Below are 18,524 nucleotides of genomic sequence, written 5' to 3'. Positions count from 1 at the left end.
CGGCTCTGACTCTGTCAGAGCCGGATCAGCTCTAAGTCCTGCAGGCCGGACCGCGACCGAAGGAATGGCATCAACCTCGTTTTTCCCACCGCGTCCTTCGTCCACGCTGGCCGAGATCGCCAGCCTGACGAAGGCGACGCTGGTCGATGCTTCGCAGGCGGAGCATCGCATCACCGGACTTGCCTCGCTCGACGAGGCCGGGCCGATGCATTTGACCTTCTTTGAAAATCTCCGCTACGCTGACGACCTCGTCGCGACCCGCGCGGGGGCCTGTCTGGTCAGCGAGCGGTTCGAGGGCAGGGTGCCGCCGCACGTTGCAGTGCTGCGAGCGCGACGGCCTTTCCATGCCTTTGTCGAAGTCGCCCGCCAGCTCTATGTCGACGCGCTGCGGCCAAGCACCGGCCTCTCCGGACAGGGCATCGCGCCCACCGCGGTGATCGACGATACCGCCAAGCTCGAGGACGAGGTCACGGTCGAGCCGCTGGCGGTGATCGGTCCCGACGTCGAGATCGGCGCCGGCACGGTGATCGGGGCGGGGGCGGTGATTGCCGCCGGGGTGAAGATCGGCCGGGATTGCGACATCGGCGCCGGCAGTCATCTGCAGCACGCGCTGATCGGCAACAACGTTCTGATGCATCCCGGCTGCCACATCGGCCAGGACGGCTTCGGGTTCATTTTCGCGGGCCGCCACACCAAGGTGCCGCAGACCGGCCGGGTGATCATCCAGAACGACGTCGAGCTCGGGGCCGGAACCACGATCGACCGCGGATCGCTGCGCGACACTGTGATCGGCGAGGGCACCAAGATCGACAATCAGGTTCAGATCGGCCACAACGTAACAATTGGTCGACATTGCGTGATCGCCGCGAAATGCGGCCTTGCCGGCAGCCTGACGCTGGGCGACAACGTCGCGCTGGGAGCGATGGTCGGCATCAACAATCACGTGATGATCGGCGACGGCGCCCAGGTGGCGGCGATGTCCGGAGTAAAGGACAGCATTCCCGCAGGTGAGCGCTGGGGCGGCATGTTCGCCAGGCCGACCAGGACATGGTTCCGGGAGATGCTGGCAGTACGGCGGCTCGCTGAGGCCAGCGGGCCCGAGACGGCGGCGAAACCCGACGACGACAGGGATGAAGGACGGGGGTGATGGAATCACCGATTCGATTTGAGCACGTTGATATCAACACCATCCTCAAAACCCTGCCGCACCGTTTTCCGTTTCTGCTGATCGATCGCGTGATCAACATCCGCGAGGATTACAGCGGCATCGGCATCAAGAACGTCACCGTGAACGAGCCGGCGTTTCAGGGGCACTTCCCGGAGCGTCCGGTGTATCCCGGCGTGCTGATGATCGAGGGCATGGCGCAGACCGCCGGGGTGATCGGCATCCTGTCGGTGACCGGCACCGAGAAGCCGCGCGCGGTGTATTTCCTGACGATCGACAAGTGCAAGTTCCGCAAGCCGGTGATGCCGGGCGATACCGTTGAGTATCACCTGACGCGCACCGGCAGACGGAAAACGATGTGGTGGTTTCACGGCGAGGCCAAGGTCGACGGCCAGATCGTCGCCGAAGCCGATGTCGGCGCGATGCTGGCAGATTGACGGGCTGAATGAGCACAATCGACTCGACTGCGCGGATCGAAGACGGAGCGGTACTCGGCGACGGTGTGGAGATCGGCCCGTATTGCACGATCGGCCCCCATGTCAGCATCGGCGCCGGGACCCGTCTGATCGGCCACGTCAACGTCACCGGCCACACCACGATCGGTGAAGGCTGCACCATCCATCCGTTTGCTTCACTCGGCGGCGCGCCGCAGTCGACCGGCTACAAGGGCGAGCCGACCACGCTGGTCGTCGGCAACGCCTGCACCATCCGTGAAAACGTGACGATGAACACCGGCACGGTCGGGGGCGGCGGCGTCACCCGGGTCGGCGACCGCGGGTTCTTCATGGCGGCCAGCCATGTCGGCCACGACTGCATCGTCGGCAACGACGTGATCTTCGCCAACGCCGCCACCCTCGGCGGTCATTGCGAGATCGGCGACTTCACCTTCATCGGCGGCATGACGGTGCTGCAGCAGTTCACCCGGGTCGGGCACCAGGTGATGATCGGCGGCATGACCGGGCTGCGCACCCATGTCATTCCCTACGCGCTCGCCAACGGCATCTATGCGAAGCTGTCCGGGTTGAATATCGTCGGCATGCGCCGGCGCAAATTCACCAAGGAGCGGCTGAGAATTGTGCGCGCGTTCTACGACGACCTGTTCCACAGCGCCGGCCCGCTCGCCGAGCGACTGGAGCGGGTGCGATCGCGCACCGGGGAGGATCCGGCAATCGCCGAGATCATCGGCTTCATCGACGACATCAAGGCCCGAGGCGGACGCGGCCAGCGCGTCGCGCTGTGCATGGCGCGCGAAGGCGGCGCGGGCGTCAACGACGACGACGACGCCTGACCGGCCGGTGCTCCGGCCATGACCGATTCTCTCCCACCGCTCGGCGCCAAGGTCGGCATCATCGCCGGCGGCGGCGCGCTGCCGTTTGCGGTCGCCGATACGCTCGCCGCGCGCGGTCTGACGCCGGTCCTGTTCGCGCTGAAGGGAAGCTGCGACTCCGAGCGTGTGGCTGCGTATCGACACCATTGGCTGCCGATGGGCGCGCTGGGCAGGCTGTTGCGGCTGTTGCGCGCCGAGGGATGCCGCGACCTGGTGTTCATCGGCTCCTTGGTGCGGCCGGCGCTGTCGGAGATGCGGCTCGACTGGGGCGCGATCAAAGCTCTGCCGGCAGTGCTGGCGGCCTATCGCGGCGGTGACGACCATCTCCTGACCGGGGTCGGCCGATTGTTCGAGCGCCACGGCTTCCGGCTGCTCGGCCTGAAGGACGTCGCCAGCGATCTGTTGATCCCGCAGGGCTGCCTGACCCGCGCTGCACCGGATGCGCGCGTGGAGGCCGACATTGCCAAGGGGCGCGCAGTGCTGGCGGCGCTGAGCCCGTTCGATATCGGCCAGGGCTGCGTGGTGATCGACGGTCACGTCGTCGCGGTCGAGGATACCGGCGGCACCGACGAGCTGCTGCGACGCGTGGCGCAGCTCCGTGACAGCCGGCGGATTCGCGCCAAGCCCGGTCATGGCGTGCTGGTGAAGGCGCCGAAGGCCGGCCAGGATCTGCGCTTCGATCTGCCTGCGGTCGGACCGACGACCATCGAAGGGCTGGTCGCGGCGCGCCTCGGCGGCGTCGCCGTGGTCGCCGGGCATACCGTCGTCGCCGAGCCGCAAACGATGATCGCGGCCGCCGACAGGGCCGGGCTGTTCGTGATCGGAACGCGCGAATGACGACCGCCGGATCGCAGGAGGATCGCGTTCGGACCGTGTATCTGATCGCGACCGAGGAGTCCGGCGATCGGCTCGGCGGCGCGCTGATGCGCGAGCTCCGCGCCCGGTTCGGGGCGCGGGTCCGGTTCGCCGGGATCGGTGGACACACCATGGCCGGCGAGGGGCTGGTGTCGCTGTTTCCGATCGAGGAATTGTCGATCATCGGCTTCGCGGCCGTGGTGCAGCGGCTGCCGCTGATCCTGAAGCTGATCCGCCGCGCCGCGGACGCAGTGCTCGCCGCCAAACCCGACATCCTGGTGATCATCGACAGCCCCGACTTCACCCACCGCGTGGCGCGGCGGGTCCGGCTCCGCGATCCGGCGATTCCGATCGTCGACTACGTGTCGCCGACGGTGTGGGCGTGGCGGCCGGGGCGGGCGCGGGCGATGCTCGGCTATGTCGATCACGTGATGGCGCTGCTGCCGTTCGAGCCGGCCGAGTATCGCCGGCTGCAGGGCCCGCCATGCAGCTATGTCGGTCATCCGCTCACCGAGCAGTTCGACTCGCTGCGGCCGAGCCAGACGGAGCAGGCGCGCCGCGATGCCCAGCCGCCCGTGCTGCTGGTGCTGCCGGGCAGTCGGCGCAGCGAAGTCCGCCATCACGCCGCCGCGTTCGGCGACACGCTGGCCAAGCTGAGGCGCGATGGCGTCGCGTTCGAGGCGGTGCTGCCGACCACGCCGCATCTCGAGGCCCTTGTCCGCGCCGCGGTCGCCTCATGGGAGGTGCAGCCGCGCATCGTGGTCGGCGAACAGGAGAAGCGCGCCGCGTTCCGGATCGCGCATGCTGCGCTGGCGAAGTCCGGCACCGTCACGCTGGAGCTGGCGATCGCCGGCGTGCCGATGGTGACCGCCTATCGGGCCGGCAGTCTGGAGATTTGGATCGCACGGCGGGTGGTGCGTCCGGGCACGGTGATCCTCGCCAATCTGGTGATCGGCGACGACGTGGTGCCGGAGTTCATTCAGGAGGATTGCGTCGCGGACAGGCTCGCGCCGGCGGTGCGCGATCTGCTCGGCGACACCCCGGCGCGGCGCCGCCAGCTCGCCGGCTTCGCCAGGATCGACGCCATCCTGTCGACCGGCGACCAGACCCCGAGCGGACGTGCGGCTGACATCGTAGCGGACGTGATGCAGAGGCGCCGCTCGATCGGCTGACCAACTGGTCAGCACGCCTGATCGATGGATTGAAGCGGGATTTAGCCAGTCCCAGGGAGGCGGAGTTCTCGTCCTGCGTCCCGAGGAGCGTGGCTCGAGACGGTGCTTCGCGCTTCCTCACCATGACGCCGTATCTGTCGTGATCGCTCCGAAACGCGGCCCTGTGTCTGTCAAGAGCAGCACTGCTCCGGTGATCAAGTCCTCAAAACAAAAGGACCGGCACAAGGCCGGTCCTTCGAACTGTTAGCAGGTGAAGAAGCGTCAGCCGCGCTTGCTGATCTCGACGTAGTTGCGGGTGGTCGCACCGGTGAAGAGCTGGCGCGGACGGCCGATCTTCTGCTGCGGGTCTTCGATCATCTCGCTCCACTGGCTGATCCAGCCGACGGTGCGGGCGACCGCGAACAGCACGGTGAACATGTCGGTCGGGAAGCCCATCGCCTTCAGCGTGATGCCCGAATAGAAGTCGACGTTCGGGTACAGCTTGCGATCGATGAAGTACTGATCGTTGAGCGCGATCTTCTCCAGCTCCATCGCCACCTTGAGCAGCGGGTCGCCGTGGTGGCCGGTCTCGGCCAGCACTTCGTGGCAGACCTGCTGCATGATCTTGGCGCGCGGATCGTAGTTCTTGTAGACGCGGTGGCCGAATCCCATCAGCCGCACCGACGAGTTCTTGTCCTTCACCTTGGCGATGAAGTCCGGAATGTTCTCGACCGTGCCGATTTCCTTCAGCATCGCCAGCGCCGCCTCGTTGGCGCCGCCATGGGCCGGGCCCCACAGGCAGGCGATGCCGGCCGCGATACAGGCGAACGGGTTGGCGCCCGACGAGCCGGCGATGCGGACCGTCGAGGTCGAGGCGTTCTGCTCGTGGTCGGCGTGCAGCGTGAAGATCTTGTCGAGTGCGTTCGCCAGCACCGGATTGACGACGTATTCCTCGCACGGCGTGGCGAAGCACATCCGCAGGAAGTTCGCCGCGTAGCTCAGCGAGTTCTTCGGATAGATGAAGGGCTGGCCGCTCGAGTATTTGTAGGCCATTGCCGCCAGCGTCGGGATCTTGGCGATCATCCGGATCGAGGCGACCATCCGCTGGGTCGGATCGTTGATGTCGGTGGAGTCATGATAGAACGCGGCGAGCGCGCCGACCGAAGCCACCATCACCGCCATCGGATGCGCGTCACGACGGAAGCCCTGGAAGAACCGGGCCATCTGCTCGTGTACCATGTTGTGGCGGGTGACGCGGTAGTCGAAATCTTCCTTCTGCGCCTTGGTCGGCAGTTCGCCGTACAGCAGCAGATAGCAGGTCTCGAGGAAGTCGCCCTTTTCGGCGAGCTGTTCGATCGGATAACCGCGGTACTCGAGAACGCCGGCGTCGCCGTCGATGTAGGTGATCTTGGACTGGCAGCTCGCCGTCGAGGTGAACCCGGGATCGTAAGTGAACATCCCGGTCTGGGCATAGAGCTTGCCGATGTCGATGACGTCGGGGCCGACTGTTCCGGTCAGGACCGGAAGATCGTAGTTCTTGTTTCCAACCGTCAGCGTTGCCGTTTTGTTGTTGGTCGTTGCGTCCATCGTGTGGTCCCCGATGTTCGTTGGCGAAACCAGCCGTATGCGCAGCGCTCTTGCGAGCGAGACTGGTTGTCTTGAAGCGCTGGCGGGAATGCGTAGCTCATTGCAGTGTGCACCGCAAGGCGGCCGGACGCGAGCCGTTTCCCCGGGCTTTTACCCGGCCTGATCGGCCAGCCGCGACAGGCATTCGTCGCGTCCCAACACCGCCAGAACGTCGAAGATTCCCGGCGATGTGGTCCGTCCCGTGAGCGCCACCCGGAGCGGTTGCGCCACCGCCCCGAGCTTCAGCCCGGCCTGCTCGGCGAAGCTGCGCATCGCCGCCTCGGTGGTGGCCGCGGTCCACGGCGTGACCTCGTCGAGCGCAGCGCGCATCCGGCCGATCAACTGCCGGGTTTCCGGCGTCAGCACTGCCTGGGCCTTCGGATCGAGCGACAGCGGCCGGTCGGCGAAAATGAAGCCGGCATTGTCGAGCAGCTCGAGCAGCGTCTTGGCACGCTCCTTCAGCCCCGGCATCGCCTGGGTCAGCTTGGCGCGGATGCTGTCGTCGAACTTGGCGGCGATCGCCGGCCCCTGCGGGATGTATTTCAGCAGGTCTTCGAGCTGGGTCACGAGACAGTGATCGTCGCTCTGGCGGATGTAGTGACCGTTGAGGCTTTCGAGCTTGGCGAAATCGAACCGCGCCGCCGAGCGGCCGATCGCCGGCAGGTCGAATGCCTCGATCATTTCCTGCGTGGTGAAGATTTCCTGATCGCCGTGGCTCCAGCCGAGACGCACCAGATAGTTGCGCAGCGCGGCGGGCAGGTATCCCATCGCCCGATAGGCGTCGACGCCGAGCGCGCCATGGCGCTTCGACAGCTTCGAGCCGTCGGGACCGTGGATCAGCGGGATGTGCGCCATCACCGGCAGCTCCCACGCCATCGCATCGTAGATCTGCTTCTGCCGCGCCGCGTTGATCAGATGGTCGTCGCCGCGGATGACGTGGGTGACCCCCATGTCGTGATCGTCGACCACGACCGCCAGCATGTAGGTCGGGGTGCCGTCCCCACGCAGCAGCACCAGATCGTCGAGATTCTCGTTCTGCCAGGCGACACGGCCCTGGACCTGATCCTCGATCACGGTCTCGCCGGTGAGCGGCGCCTTCAGCCGGATGGTCGGCTTGACACCCTCCGGCGCTTCGGACGGATCTCGGTCGCGCCAGGTGCCGTCATACAGCTTGGCGCGGCCCTCGGCGCGGGCCTTGTCGCGCATCGCCGCCAGCTCCTCGGCGGTGGCGTAGCAGCGGTAAGCCTTGCCGGCCGCCAGAAGCTGCTCGGCGACCTCGCGGTGCCGGGCCGCGCGGGCGAACTGGTAGACGGTGTCGCCGTCCCAATCGATCCCGAGCCATTTCAGGCCGTCGAGGATGGCGTCGATCGCCTCCTGGGTCGAGCGCTGGCGGTCGGTGTCCTCGATTCGCAGCAGCATGGTGCCGCCGTGCTTGCGTGCGTACAGCCAATTGAACAGCGCGGTGCGGCCTCCGCCGATGTGCAGGAAACCAGTGGGCGAGGGCGCGAAGCGGGTGACGACGGGACGGGTCATTCGAACCAAATGCAGGGAAGGGAACGCGCCGGAGCGGCACGCAGGGTGTATAGCAGGATCGGCGCATAACTAAAGTGGTCCGCGCAGGCCGAAGGGGTTGGCGCGGGGCGGCGGATTTGGCAAATACCCCTTTCGGTTCCGACCAGCAGGACGTTTGACGAATGACCACGGCAGATACAGCGGCGGGCGAGGCAGGGCGCGACTTCATTCGCGACATCGTCCAGGCCGATCTCGACAGCGGCAAGCACCGGACCATCGTGACCCGGTTCCCGCCGGAGCCCAATGGCTATCTGCACATCGGCCACGCCAAATCGATCGCGCTGAATTTCGGCATCGCGCAGGAATTCGGCGGCCGCTGCCATCTGCGGTTCGACGACACCAATCCGACCAAGGAAGAGCAGGAATACATCGACTCGATCCAGGCCGACGTCCGCTGGCTCGGCTTCGACTGGGGCGAGCACATGTTCTACGCCTCGGACTATTTCGAGCAGCTCTACGCCTGGGCGGAGCTGATGATCCAGAACGGCGACGCCTATGTCGACGACCAGTCGCAGGATGAGATCCGCGCCAGCCGCGGCACGCTGACCGAGCCGGGCAAGAACAGCCCGTTCCGCGACCGCTCGGTGGAGGAAAACCTCGACCTGTTCCGGCGGATGAAGGCCGGCGAATTCCCGAACGGCACGCGGGTGCTGCGCGCCAAGATCGACATGGCGTCGGGCAACATCAACCTGCGCGATCCGGTGCTCTATCGCATCCTGCACGCGCACCATCCGCGCACCGGCGACACATGGTCGATCTATCCGAGCTACGACTACGCGCACGGCCAGTCGGATGCGATCGAAGGCATCACCCACTCGATCTGTACGCTGGAGTTCGAAGACCACCGCCCGTTGTACGAATGGCTGCTGTCGAAGCTGCCGGTGCCGTCGCAGCCGCGTCAGTACGAATTCGCGCGGCTCAACATCACCTACACTCTGCTGTCCAAGCGGGTGCTGACCGAGCTGGTGCGCGGTGGCCATGTCGCCGGCTGGGACGATCCGCGGATGCCGACGATGGCCGGCATGCGGCGCCGCGGCGTGCCGCCGGCGGCGCTGCGAGACTTCGTCAAGCGGATCGGCGTGGCCAAGGCCAACAGCGTGGTCGATCTAGGCATGCTGGAGTTCTGCATCCGAGAGGAGTTGAACCGCACCGCGCAGCGGCGGATGGCGGTGCTGAAGCCGCTGAAGGTGGTGATCGAGAACTACCCGGAAGGCCAGACCGAAGAACTCGAGGCGATCAACCATCCTGATGATCCGAGCCTCGGCACCCGCAAGATCGCTTTCGGCCGCGAGATCTACATCGAGCAGGACGACTTCATGGAGAACCCGCCGAAGAAGTTCTTCCGGCTGTCTCCCGGCAACGAGGTGCGGCTGCGCTACGCCTATTTCATCAAGTGCCGTGAAGTGATCAAGAACGACGCCGGCGAGATCGTCGAGCTGCGCTGCACCTACGATCCGGAAACCCGCGGCGGCAACGCGCCCGACGGCCGCAAGGTCAAGGCGACGATGCACTGGTTGCCGGCGGCGCAGTCGGTGAAGGCTGAGATCCGGATCTACAATCAGCTGTTCGCCAATCCGGCGCCGAGCGCGGCGACCTTCGCCGACGATCTCAATCCGCAATCGCTCGAAGTCCTGACCGACGCGCGGATCGAACCGGAGACGGCGGCGAGCGCTTCGACCGAGCCGCTGCAGTTCGAGCGTCAGGGCTACTTCGTTCGCGATCGCGACTCGACCGCAGACAAGCCGGTGTTCAATCGCACCATCGGGTTGCGCGATACCTTCGCCAAGGAAGTCGCGAAGGGCTGAGCTAGCTCCAATCCTGATTGCGCTCCGCCGGCAATTGCCGGCGAAGGCATTCTGCTCCACTGTTCCCCTCGCGGCGGACGGGGGCGAGTGCCGTGGAGCGGCGCGATCGGACCACAGCACGGACATGGCCGACCGGGGCGCCAGCCGGCGCCGGTGCGTTGCTGCCGTCCCGCCTGTCGTGGTGGCCGGCGTTCCTCGACCGTCTCCGGGATTGGGCGCGGGCCGAAGCGGGGCCGGGCCGGCTGCTGCCATGGACGCCGGTGGCGTTCGGCACCGGCATCGCGCTGTACTTTGCCGCCGATCATGAGCCGGTCGCCTGGGTGGCCGCCGCGACCGCGGTCGTGCTCGGCGTCGCCGCCGTGCTGCTGCGGCGAAGCCGGGCGTTCGCGCCGGTGCTGCTGATCGCGGCGCTGACGGCGGGCTTCGCCACCGCGGCGCTGAAGGGCGAACGAATTGCGCATCCGGTGCTGGTGGCGCCGGTGGTCGCCGCCGAGCTAAGGGGCTTCGTCGAGGTCCGTGAGGAACGCGAACGCTCCGACCGCTTCGTCCTGCGCGTCACGCAGATGCAGGCGGCGCGGGCGCCGGCGCTCGAACGGGTGCGGCTGTCGGTACGGAAGGGCACGGCGCCGGCGGTCGGCAGTTTCGTGACGCTGAAGGCGCGGCTGCAGCCGCCGCTCCAGCCGCTTCGGCCGGGCAGCTACGACTTCGCGCGCGATCTGTATTTCCAGGGCATCGCCGCCTCCGGCTTCGTGCTCGGCGCGATCGCCACCGCCGAGCCGCCGCAGGACGCCGGCTGGCGGCTTCGCTACGCCGCGGTGATGCAGGGGCTGCGCGACGCGATCGACGCACGGATCCGCGCCTCGCTGGGAGGAGACGTCCGCGCGATCGCCACGGCGCTGCTCACCGGCAAGCGCGACGCGATCTCGACCCCGGTGAACGATGCGATGTTCGTCTCCGGACTCGGCCATGTGCTGTCGATCTCCGGTTATCACATGGCGGTGGTGGCCGGCGTGGTGTTCTTCGCGTTGCGCGCGCTGCTGGCGATGGTGCCGCGGCTGACGGTGACGTTTCCGATCAAGAAGGCGGCTGCGGCTGCAGCGCTTGCCGCCGCAGCGTTCTATCTGGCGCTGTCGGGCGCGGAGGTCGCGACCCAGCGGTCGTTTCTGATGACCGCGGTGGTCCTGATCGCCGTGATGGTCGACCGCCGTGCCATCACCTTTCGGACCCTGGCGCTGGCCGCGTTGATCGTGCTGCTGATCGCGCCGGAAGCCCTGCTACATCCCAGCTTCCAGATGTCGTTCGCCGCCACGCTCGGCCTGGTCGCACTGGTGCAGGTCGGCATGCCGGCGTTGTTCGCGAAGGCGGACAGTTCGGCGACGGCGCGTGCGGCGCTGTGGGGCGGCCGGGAAATCGCGCTGCTGCTGCTCGCCTCGCTGGTCGCCGGACTGGCGACGATGCCCTACGGCGCCTATCACTTCCACCGCATCACGCCCTATGGCGTGCTCAGCAATCTGGTGGCGATGCCGGTGGTCTCCGCGATCGTGATGCCGGCCGGAATGCTCGGCCTCGCCGCGATGCCGTTCGGCCTCGATGCGCCGTTCTGGCGGATCATGGAGATCGGCATCGACTGGATGATCGTGGTGGCCCAGTGGGTCGCGGCGTTGCCCGGTGCGGTCGGCCGGGTCACCGCATTCGGCGCCGGGCCTCTGCTCGTGGCGTCGCTCGGCCTGGTGCTGATCGGATTGCTGCGCACGCCGCTGCGCTGGGGCGGGTTGCTCGGGCTGATTGCAGCGATCGGCTGGGCGGCGCTGACGCCGCAGCCGGAGGTGCTGATCGCGGGCGATGGCAAGCAGGTGGCGGTGCGTGGTGCCGACGGTCGGCTGCATCTGATGCAGAGCGGAGCGGACGCGTTCCGGCTGAAGGAATGGCTCGCCGCCGATGCCGACGCCCGGCCCCCGGACGCGGCGTCGCTGCGCGCCGGCGTGTCGTGCGATTCCGACGGCTGCGTCACAGCGCTGGCCGATGGCCGGCTGGTGGCGCTGTCGCTGCGCCCCGACGGGCTCGCGGACGACTGCGCCCGTGCGGTGTTGATCGTGACCGCAGGACAGCCGCCGCCGGGCTGCGCGGCGCGCACGATCGGTCGCGACGAACTGCAATCCAATGGGGCGATGGCGCTGCGGCGCAGCGCCGCCGATCCGATGCAGTTCGTCACCGCACCGGCGCGGCCGAGCGGTAGCAGTCGTCCCTGGGCTGCTGCGGCACAGACGCCGGATGCCGCGGTCTCGACCGGATCTCCCGCGCGTCGGCCAGCGGTCGATGCGACCCCGGCGCCGCAGGATCAGGCGGGCGACGACTGAAGCTGCCGCCCGAGACGGGCATCTCCTTCAAGGCGGGGCAGGCGCGCTCGGAGTTCGAAGCGGTCGCCTCAGTACTTGCGGTACAGTCCGATCAGCTTGCCCTGGATGCGGACGCGATTGGGCGGCAAAATCCGGACCTCATAGGCGGCGTTGGCCGGTTCCAGCGCGATCGACGCGCCGCGGCGGCGGAAGCGCTTCAGCGTGGCTTCCTCCTCGTCGATCAGCGCCACCACGATGTCGCCGGTGTTGGCGACGTCGTTCTTCTGGATCAGCGCCATGTCGCCGTCGAGGATACCGGCCTCGACCATCGAGTCACCGCGCACTTCCAGCGCGTAATGCTCGCCGCTGCCGAGCATGTCGGCCGGCACGCTGACGGTGTGGCTGCGGGTCTGCAGCGCCTCGATCGGGGTACCGGCCGCGATCCGGCCCATCACCGGGACCGCGACGCTGCCGCGATCGCCGTCATCCTCGCTCGGCACCGGACTCGGGGGGCGGACCTTGCCGAGATTGCCTTCGATCACGCTCGGGGTGAATCCGCGGCGGGCGTTGCCGGGCATGCCGCTGGTATCGGGCAGCTTGATTACTTCGATGGCGCGGGCACGGTTTGGAAGCCGCCGGATGAAGCCGCGTTCCTCCAGCGCCGTGATCAGCCGGTGGATGCCCGACTTCGAGCGCAGATCGAGCGCGTCCTTCATCTCGTCGAAAGATGGCGGAACCCCGGCTTCCTTCAGCCGCTCGTTGATGAATTTCAACAGCTCAAACTGCTTGCGCGTCAGCATCGGCTAAATCCCCATTCGGCGACGATGGGCCGGTTCGAGTCCATCTGGGCTCGTGTCAGAAGCCCGGACCGAGCATCATCGTCCTCGAATCTCGAAAACAAATCATGAACGGACACTATCTGTTCGGGGTGTGTTCCGCAACCTCTTAATCGAACCCCGGGGATTTCACGGGTCGCTACAGCGATAACTTAACGATGAGGCAGGGCGACCCGGCGCGTGCAGCCGGCGCGAAGGCCGGCCGGACGATCAGCGCTTGCGCCGCTGCCAGCCGCGCCAGCAGCGAGGAGTCCTGGCTGTCGACCGGGGTCGCGACCGGCCGGCCGTCGTCGCCGATCGACAGGGTGGCGCGCAAATAGTCCTCGCGCTGGTCGTTGGCGGAGAGGTCGGCGCCGAGCAACGCCGGCTGGCGGACGTGCCCGGGCTGGCTGATGCCGCACAGCGCGCGGATCAACGGCACCATGAACAGCACCGCGCAGACATAGGACGACACCGGATTGCCGGGCAGGCCGATCACCCGCATCGCTCCGAGACGGCCGTGCATCATCGGCTTGCCGGGACGCATCGCGATCTTCCAGAACGAGATTTCGGTGCCCTCTGCCTCCAGCGCGCCTTTGACCAGGTCGTGGTCGCCGGCCGAGGCGCCGCCGGTGGTGACCAGAAGGTCGGCGTCCAGCTCGTGCGCTCGTCGGATCGCCGCTCGCGTCGCCTCCAGCGTGTCGGCGGCGATGCCGAGATCGATCACCTCGGCGCCTTCGGCGTGCGCCAGGGCGCGCAGCGCGTAACCGTTGGAATAGACGATCTGACCCGGGCCGGGCGTCGTTCCCGGCATCACCAGTTCGTCGCCCGTCGCCAGCATCGCCAGCCGCGGCCGGCGATGCACCGGCAGCGACGGGTGATTCATGCCGGCGGCGAGCGCGAGGTCACGGTCGCTGAGGCGGTGGCCGCGATGCAGCAGGATCTCGCCTTCGCGAAAATCGATCCCTGCGGGGCGGATGTGGCGGCCGGGCCTGACGGCTTCGTTGACGGTTACGCGGTCGCCGTTGCGCTCGGTGTCCTCCTGGATCACCACCGCGTCTGCGCCGTCCGGCACCACGCCGCCGGTGAAGATCCGCAGCGCCTCGCCGGCACCGATCCCTACCGTCTCGGGGCGGCCGGCTGCGATCTCGCCGATCACCCGCAGGATCGCGGGCGGGGCTGCGACGTCGGCGGCGCGCACCGCATAGCCGTCCATCGCCGACATCGGCTGCGGTGGCTGGGTCCGCAGTGCGGCGAGGTCTTCGGCCAGCACCCGGCCGTGGCCGTCCTCGAGTGCAACCAGTTCGGTGTCGAGGCCCTGCGCGCCGGCGAGCACGGCGGCGAGCGCATCGTCGACCGGCATCAAGGCCATCGGGTCACTCCCTGTCAGGCAAGGCCAAATCAAAGTGTCACGATCCGGCTTTAGGTCGCACGCGGCGGCGGCGCAAGGCCGGCCACATCAGCGTCGCGGCCGCGGCGTCGCGCCGCGTCGTTCGAAATCATTATTGTCGAACCGTCGAATCCACCTGTACCAACGTGCCCTGCATCGAGCGGACGTGGAGCATGCGGATGGAAGACTTCCCGAAATGGTTCCTGCGGATCATGGTCGTGGTCGGCACGATCGGGTTCGTTACGGTGTATTCGATGCGCCACGACTTCAGCAAAGGCTGGATGCCATCCTTCAACGCTGGCGACTACAGCCCGCCGGGGGCCGCACCCCAGCCGCCTGTGGCGCAGGCTCCGGCCTCCGAACCGGCCGCCGGCGAAACGGCTAGACCGGCCGCCGCTCCGGTCGCACCTGCGGTGGCCCCGGCCGCCCGCAGCTACGTGCCGTGCCAGCCGATCGGCCGCACCGCCAAGGGCGAACTGGTGTACTCGATGGACTGCCGCAACCTGCCGCAGTAACGGGGGTCGGCAGTTCAGGCCGGCGGTGACGCTGCTGCGCCGGTCTCAGCGTCCCCGGCCTTGATCATCACCGGCAGATACACGTCGGCGAATTCCGGTGGCAGCCGCCGCGGCTTGCCGCTGCTCAGCTCGATGCAGACGAGCTGCCAGCGTCCGCGCATGATGACGGCGCCGTCGCGCGGGCGGATGAGCTGGAAGCGGCGCTCCATCACCAGCTTGCCGTCGCTGCCGTAGATCCAGGTGCCGAGCAGCAATTCGTCGCCGAGATGACTTGGCAGCAGGTAATCATATTCGCCGCGGCGGATCGCCATCGCCCGATCGATCCGCTGCCAATCGGCGAGCGACAGGCCGAGCGCTTCGGAATGCGCCCATCCGACGCTGTCGCACCATCGCACATAGACCGAGTTGTTGGTGTGATTCAGCCCGTCGATATCGGCGGGTGCGGGCGTCATCGGCAGCGTGAACGGAAGAGGATGATCCCAGGCGAGATCGGCGGCATCGGTCATCGTGAGGTCTCGTCCGATCGGCGATGTGGTGCGTGTGCTTATAATCCGAGCTGATCCAGCGTGCGCGCGATGTCGTCGCTCGAACGCACCTGAACCGCGTGCAGCCCACGCTCGCGCGCGGCTTCGACGTTTTCCGCCAGATCGTCGAAGAACACAATCCGTCCTGGCGCGATGCCGATCGCCTCGACCACGTAATCGTAGGTCTCGCCGTGCGGCTTGCGCATGCCGATCCGCGAGGACAGGAACATCTGGCGGAAGTGGATCAGCAATTCGGCGTAGTGCTCCGAGAAATGCGCGATGTGGGCGGCGTTGGTGTTGGACAGCGCGTACAGCGGAAGCTGCCGGGCGGCGCGATCGAGCAGCGGTGCGATGCCCGGCATCTCGCCGATGAAGATCGCGTTCCAGCCTTCGCGCAACTGGTCGTCGTCGAGCTGCAGCCCGAGCGCGGTCCGCACCGCGGCGAAGAATTCCGCATCGGTGACGTGCCCGGTCTCGTAGCGGTGGAAAGTATCGTTCTGCGCGAGGCTGCCCATCAACGCATGCGGATCGCTGCCGAGTTCGACCGCCCAGGCCTTCAGCGTGCGTCGCAGATCGTAGTCGATCACCACACGGCCGAGATCGAACAGCAGCGCATCGGCGGCGCCAGGGACAAGAGCGGTGGTCATAGCGAGAACCCATTCGCGAGTCGTGAGCAGTGCGTGCAGCGGATGCGTATTCTGGTTAAAGAATGTTATAGACTGACGAAACCGTTTGGTAATCCGCAGCCGATAGAACGATCGTCGCTGCGAAGCGCATCTTTCTGCAATCACCTTGCACCACATGCGGGGTCGCGGCGCCGGATTTGATCAGCGGCGATCCGCACATGCGCTTCGAAGGTTCCGTCTTGTCACAGCTCCCGACCATTTCGGAGCCGTCCCGATGAAGGGCGGTGGTGGACGCCTGTCGTCCGGCAAGAAGAAGGTGGAGGATGGGCATGCCGTCGGGCACGGCTGGTTCGTCACCTTCGCGGACCTGATGGCGCTCCTGGTCAGTTTCTTCGTCATGCTGGTGTCGTTCTCGACACAGGATCTGCGCAAGATGCAGATCGTCGCCGGATCGATGCGCGAAGCCTTCGGCGTGCAGCAGAATTCGCGGTTCGCCGGCGTTCTGGAGACCGACGGGGTGCCGGTGCAGGGGCAGGTCAAGAGCAAGCGCAACGTCGCGCCCGATCAGGCCAGCAACACGCCGCATCTGGAAGAAGCCGGCGGCTCCGGCAGCGCTGCGTCGCACGCCAAGGCCGAGCGTGAATTTGCGCTGGCCTCGGCATCGCTGCGCCAGGCGCTGCAGGATGTGCCCGAGCTGACCGAAATGTCGCGGAACGTGATCTTCGAGGAAACGCCGGTCGGGCTCAACCTGGAACTCACCGATCAGGACGGCCGGCCGATGTTCGCGGACGGTTCGGCGATCCCTTACGAGCGCACACGCAAGCTGGTCGCTCGGCTCGCCGCACCGCTGCGCGCCACTTCGCTGCGGATCAGCATCGTCGGCCACACTGCCGCAACCCTGATGCAGGTCGATGACGACGATCCGCTGAGCCTGTCGATCAATCGCGCCAACGCGGTGCGCGAAATCCTCAAGCAGCAGGGGCTGCCGACCAGCCAGGTGTTGTCGCTGGTCGGGAAGGGTGACGGCGATCCGCTGTTTCCTGACGCACCGATGCTGGCGGCGAACCGACGCGTCACCATCACGCTGATGCGGGAGAACCCGCCGTTGCCGCCGGACCTTCAGCGCTGACGAGGTCTCAGGCTGGGCTGTTCGACCGCCGGCTCAGAAGCAGAGCCCGACCCGACGACCGCGCTTCCATACCATCCGGCATTTCTTCTTGGTGGCGCCGTGCAGCATCTCGAACCGCTGCGGCAGATCGGCGTCGGCGTTGAGCTCGACGCAGGCGCCGCCGGCCGAGTAGTCGACGACGCGGCAGGGGATCACCGGCAATTTGGGGCCGACGATCAGATTGGCATTGCCGGACACGAGCCCGCTCGGACGGACACGCGCAAATCGCCGCGGCTGAGTCATGCGATGGTTCTCCGCGTGGTTGGAGCAACGTCGGAAACGATTGCAGCTCAGACTTGTTAAATTCGAGTTGTTGTCGACGGATAACGGTTGCCAGCCGTTTGCGACACGCCGTGCCCCGCGCGGGGACACGGCGACCCATGCTTAACGGCGGGTTAGTATCAGCTCGCCTTCCGGATCTCGATCCGTTTCGCCGTCGAGGGCGGCGTTTCCACCTTCGGCAGCGTGATGGTCAGGACGCCGTTCTTGAAGCTGGCGTTGACCTGATCGTCCGCGACCATCGCGTCCAGCGGAATCCGGCGCTCGAACTTGCCGTAGAAGTGCTCGCTGAACTGCTTGTCCTTGGCTTCGGTCGACGACGTCTTCTCGCCGCGGATCGTCAGGACGCCGTCGTCGAGCAGCACCTCGATATCGTTCTCGTCCAGCCCCGGTACCTCGGCGGCGATCGTCAGTTGCTTGTCGCCATCGGTGATTTCGAGTTTCGGCCAACCGGTACTGAACGGCGTTAGGGCGCCGGCACGGGCCGGCAAATCGAAGCCGCGGAATACGTCGTCGAACAGCCGATTCATCTCGCGGTGTAGCGACAGGAAGGGGTCGCCTTCGAACGAGCGGGTCGCGGGTTGGTTGCTCCGGCCCCAGGGGATGATGTCGCGCATGTTCATGGATGCCTCCTCGTACTCAGTCTTGAATGTCCTCGATACTGTTAGTTGTGATCTGGAAGTCACCCCCGTCTTGCGGGTGCGTCTTCGATTTGGGCGCGGTTGCGCCGTCGTCAAGGGGCAGGGAGGTAGTCCCGTGGGAGGGGTTCGAAGATTTTTTCGCGCGAGGTCTTGAAAGCGGCAACGCCGCTTCCAAATCATCGGCCGTCCCGGTGTGGAAGGAGGAATTCGGGAGGACCAAAATGCCATTCACCAGCTTCGAACCGATTTGTCTGCCCGGCGCGGGCAGCGTTCCGTCCGGTCGACTGACCGCGGCGGCTTATGACCACCCCGACCAGGTGCTGCGCGACGACACGCTGAGCACCGCGGACAAGCGGGCCATTCTCTCCTCGTGGGCGTCCGACGCCAATGCGATCGAGCAGCAGCCGTGGCTGCGACTCGCCCCCGGCCACCGCAATCCGGTGCCGCTGCGCGCGATCCTCGACGCCCTGCAACGGCTCGACGACGACGATCCGCCGCCGAGGGGCGGCGCCGCGATCCGGCTGAGCGGCGAACGCGCCGCTCGGCACGATCTGTCCGACGATGACCGGCCATCATGGAGGAGACATCATGGTCTGGCGCAACGCTTCAACCAGTTTCGATCCGTCCCGTTGCCCGGAGTGCGGCGCGACCATGCGGCTCGCGCGTGTCGAGCCACGGCCGGTCGGGCGCAGGGTTGAATTCGAGCGCCACATCTATCGTTGCGATGAT

At 66.8% G+C, this 18,524-nt stretch carries 18 protein-coding genes; 10 read left to right on the top strand and 8 right to left on the bottom strand.

Annotation, left to right across the window (positions count from 1 at the left end):
• Window positions 1-64: 64 nt before the first annotated feature.
• From lpxD to lpxB, 5 genes are read left to right on the top strand one after another with little or no spacing between them, the layout of a single operon-like run.
• A complete protein-coding gene (gene lpxD / locus FLL57_RS09905; RefSeq protein ID WP_142882799.1) occupies window positions 65-1,147 on the top strand; it encodes a UDP-3-O-(3-hydroxymyristoyl)glucosamine N-acyltransferase in 1,083 nt (360 codons plus the stop codon).
• On the top strand, window positions 1,147-1,602 hold the full coding sequence (gene fabZ / locus FLL57_RS09900) for a 3-hydroxyacyl-ACP dehydratase FabZ (protein WP_013502302.1): 456 nt from the start codon (window positions 1,147-1,149) through the stop codon (window positions 1,600-1,602). Before lpxD ends, fabZ begins: the two co-directional genes overlap by 1 nt.
• Window positions 1,603-1,610: 8 nt before the next feature.
• A complete protein-coding gene (gene lpxA, locus FLL57_RS09895) occupies window positions 1,611-2,453 on the top strand; it encodes an acyl-ACP--UDP-N-acetylglucosamine O-acyltransferase (protein ID WP_142882798.1) in 843 nt (280 codons plus the stop codon).
• A gap of 18 nt (window positions 2,454-2,471) precedes the next feature.
• Window positions 2,472-3,329, top strand: coding sequence for an LpxI family protein (locus tag FLL57_RS09890; protein WP_142882797.1), 858 nt, complete (start codon window positions 2,472-2,474; stop codon window positions 3,327-3,329).
• Entirely contained in the window at window positions 3,326-4,519 is a 1,194-nt protein-coding gene (lpxB, locus tag FLL57_RS09885; protein WP_142882796.1) for a lipid-A-disaccharide synthase, read from the top strand. Before FLL57_RS09890 ends, lpxB begins: the two co-directional genes overlap by 4 nt.
• 261 nt (window positions 4,520-4,780) lie before the next feature.
• Here lpxB and gltA read toward each other — a convergent pair whose 3' ends face one another.
• Window positions 4,781-6,085 carry a citrate synthase gene (gltA, locus tag FLL57_RS09880; RefSeq protein WP_013502306.1) on the bottom strand — a complete coding sequence of 435 codons (1,305 nt, stop codon included), beginning with the start codon at window positions 6,083-6,085 and terminating at the stop codon, window positions 4,781-4,783.
• 150 nt (window positions 6,086-6,235) lie between these two features.
• On the bottom strand, window positions 6,236-7,657 hold the full coding sequence (gene gltX / locus FLL57_RS09875) for a glutamate--tRNA ligase (protein WP_142882795.1): 1,422 nt from the start codon (window positions 7,655-7,657) through the stop codon (window positions 6,236-6,238).
• 161 nt (window positions 7,658-7,818) lie between these two features.
• Between gltX and FLL57_RS09870 the strand changes: the two genes are divergently transcribed.
• Entirely contained in the window at window positions 7,819-9,501 is a 1,683-nt protein-coding gene (locus tag FLL57_RS09870; protein ID WP_142882794.1) for a glutamine--tRNA ligase/YqeY domain fusion protein, read from the top strand.
• Window positions 9,502-9,593: 92 nt separating this feature from the next.
• The gene (locus FLL57_RS09865) at window positions 9,594-11,858 is read left to right on the top strand and encodes a ComEC/Rec2 family competence protein (protein WP_142882793.1); all 2,265 of its coding nucleotides are present in this window, start codon (window positions 9,594-9,596) and stop codon (window positions 11,856-11,858) included.
• Window positions 11,859-11,926: 68 nt separating this feature from the next.
• Here the strand turns inward: FLL57_RS09865 and lexA are convergent, their stop codons facing one another.
• Together lexA and FLL57_RS09855 are read right to left on the bottom strand one after the other, a co-directional pair.
• Entirely contained in the window at window positions 11,927-12,637 is a 711-nt protein-coding gene (lexA, locus tag FLL57_RS09860) for a transcriptional repressor LexA (protein WP_013502310.1), read from the bottom strand.
• 175 nt (window positions 12,638-12,812) lie between these two features.
• A complete protein-coding gene (locus FLL57_RS09855) occupies window positions 12,813-14,024 on the bottom strand; it encodes a molybdopterin molybdotransferase MoeA (protein ID WP_142882792.1) in 1,212 nt (403 codons plus the stop codon).
• A gap of 197 nt (window positions 14,025-14,221) precedes the next feature.
• Between FLL57_RS09855 and FLL57_RS09850 the strand changes: the two genes are divergently transcribed.
• On the top strand, window positions 14,222-14,557 hold the full coding sequence (locus FLL57_RS09850; RefSeq protein ID WP_142882791.1) for a hypothetical protein: 336 nt from the start codon (window positions 14,222-14,224) through the stop codon (window positions 14,555-14,557).
• Window positions 14,558-14,571: 14 nt separating this feature from the next.
• Here FLL57_RS09850 and FLL57_RS09845 read toward each other — a convergent pair whose 3' ends face one another.
• A complete protein-coding gene (locus FLL57_RS09845) occupies window positions 14,572-15,063 on the bottom strand; it encodes an acyl-CoA thioesterase (protein ID WP_047309570.1) in 492 nt (163 codons plus the stop codon).
• A gap of 38 nt (window positions 15,064-15,101) precedes the next feature.
• A complete protein-coding gene (locus tag FLL57_RS09840) occupies window positions 15,102-15,728 on the bottom strand; it encodes an HAD family hydrolase (RefSeq protein WP_142882790.1) in 627 nt (208 codons plus the stop codon).
• Window positions 15,729-15,981: 253 nt separating this feature from the next.
• On the opposite strand from FLL57_RS09840, the gene FLL57_RS09835 reads away from it, so the two are divergent.
• Complete coding sequence (locus tag FLL57_RS09835) at window positions 15,982-16,836, top strand: OmpA/MotB family protein (protein ID WP_013502315.1); 855 nt, start codon at window positions 15,982-15,984, stop codon at window positions 16,834-16,836.
• Between the two features lie 33 nt (window positions 16,837-16,869).
• On the opposite strand, the gene FLL57_RS09830 is transcribed toward FLL57_RS09835, so the two are convergent.
• Window positions 16,870-17,118 (bottom strand): PilZ domain-containing protein, encoded by a 249-nt coding sequence (locus FLL57_RS09830; protein ID WP_142882789.1) that lies wholly within the window; start codon window positions 17,116-17,118, stop codon window positions 16,870-16,872.
• Between the two features lie 158 nt (window positions 17,119-17,276).
• On the bottom strand, window positions 17,277-17,777 hold the full coding sequence (locus tag FLL57_RS09825) for an Hsp20/alpha crystallin family protein (RefSeq protein WP_142882788.1): 501 nt from the start codon (window positions 17,775-17,777) through the stop codon (window positions 17,277-17,279).
• A 239-nt stretch (window positions 17,778-18,016) separates the two neighbouring features.
• On the opposite strand from FLL57_RS09825, the gene FLL57_RS09820 reads away from it, so the two are divergent.
• Complete coding sequence (locus FLL57_RS09820; protein ID WP_142882787.1) at window positions 18,017-18,493, top strand: hypothetical protein; 477 nt, start codon at window positions 18,017-18,019, stop codon at window positions 18,491-18,493.
• Window positions 18,494-18,524: the final 31 nt, after the last annotated feature.

Origin of the sequence: Rhodopseudomonas palustris (assembly GCF_007005445.1) — a bacterium.
GTDB lineage: Bacteria > Pseudomonadota > Alphaproteobacteria > Rhizobiales > Xanthobacteraceae > Rhodopseudomonas > Rhodopseudomonas palustris_G.
This window is presented reverse-complemented; position numbering and strand designations above follow the sequence as displayed.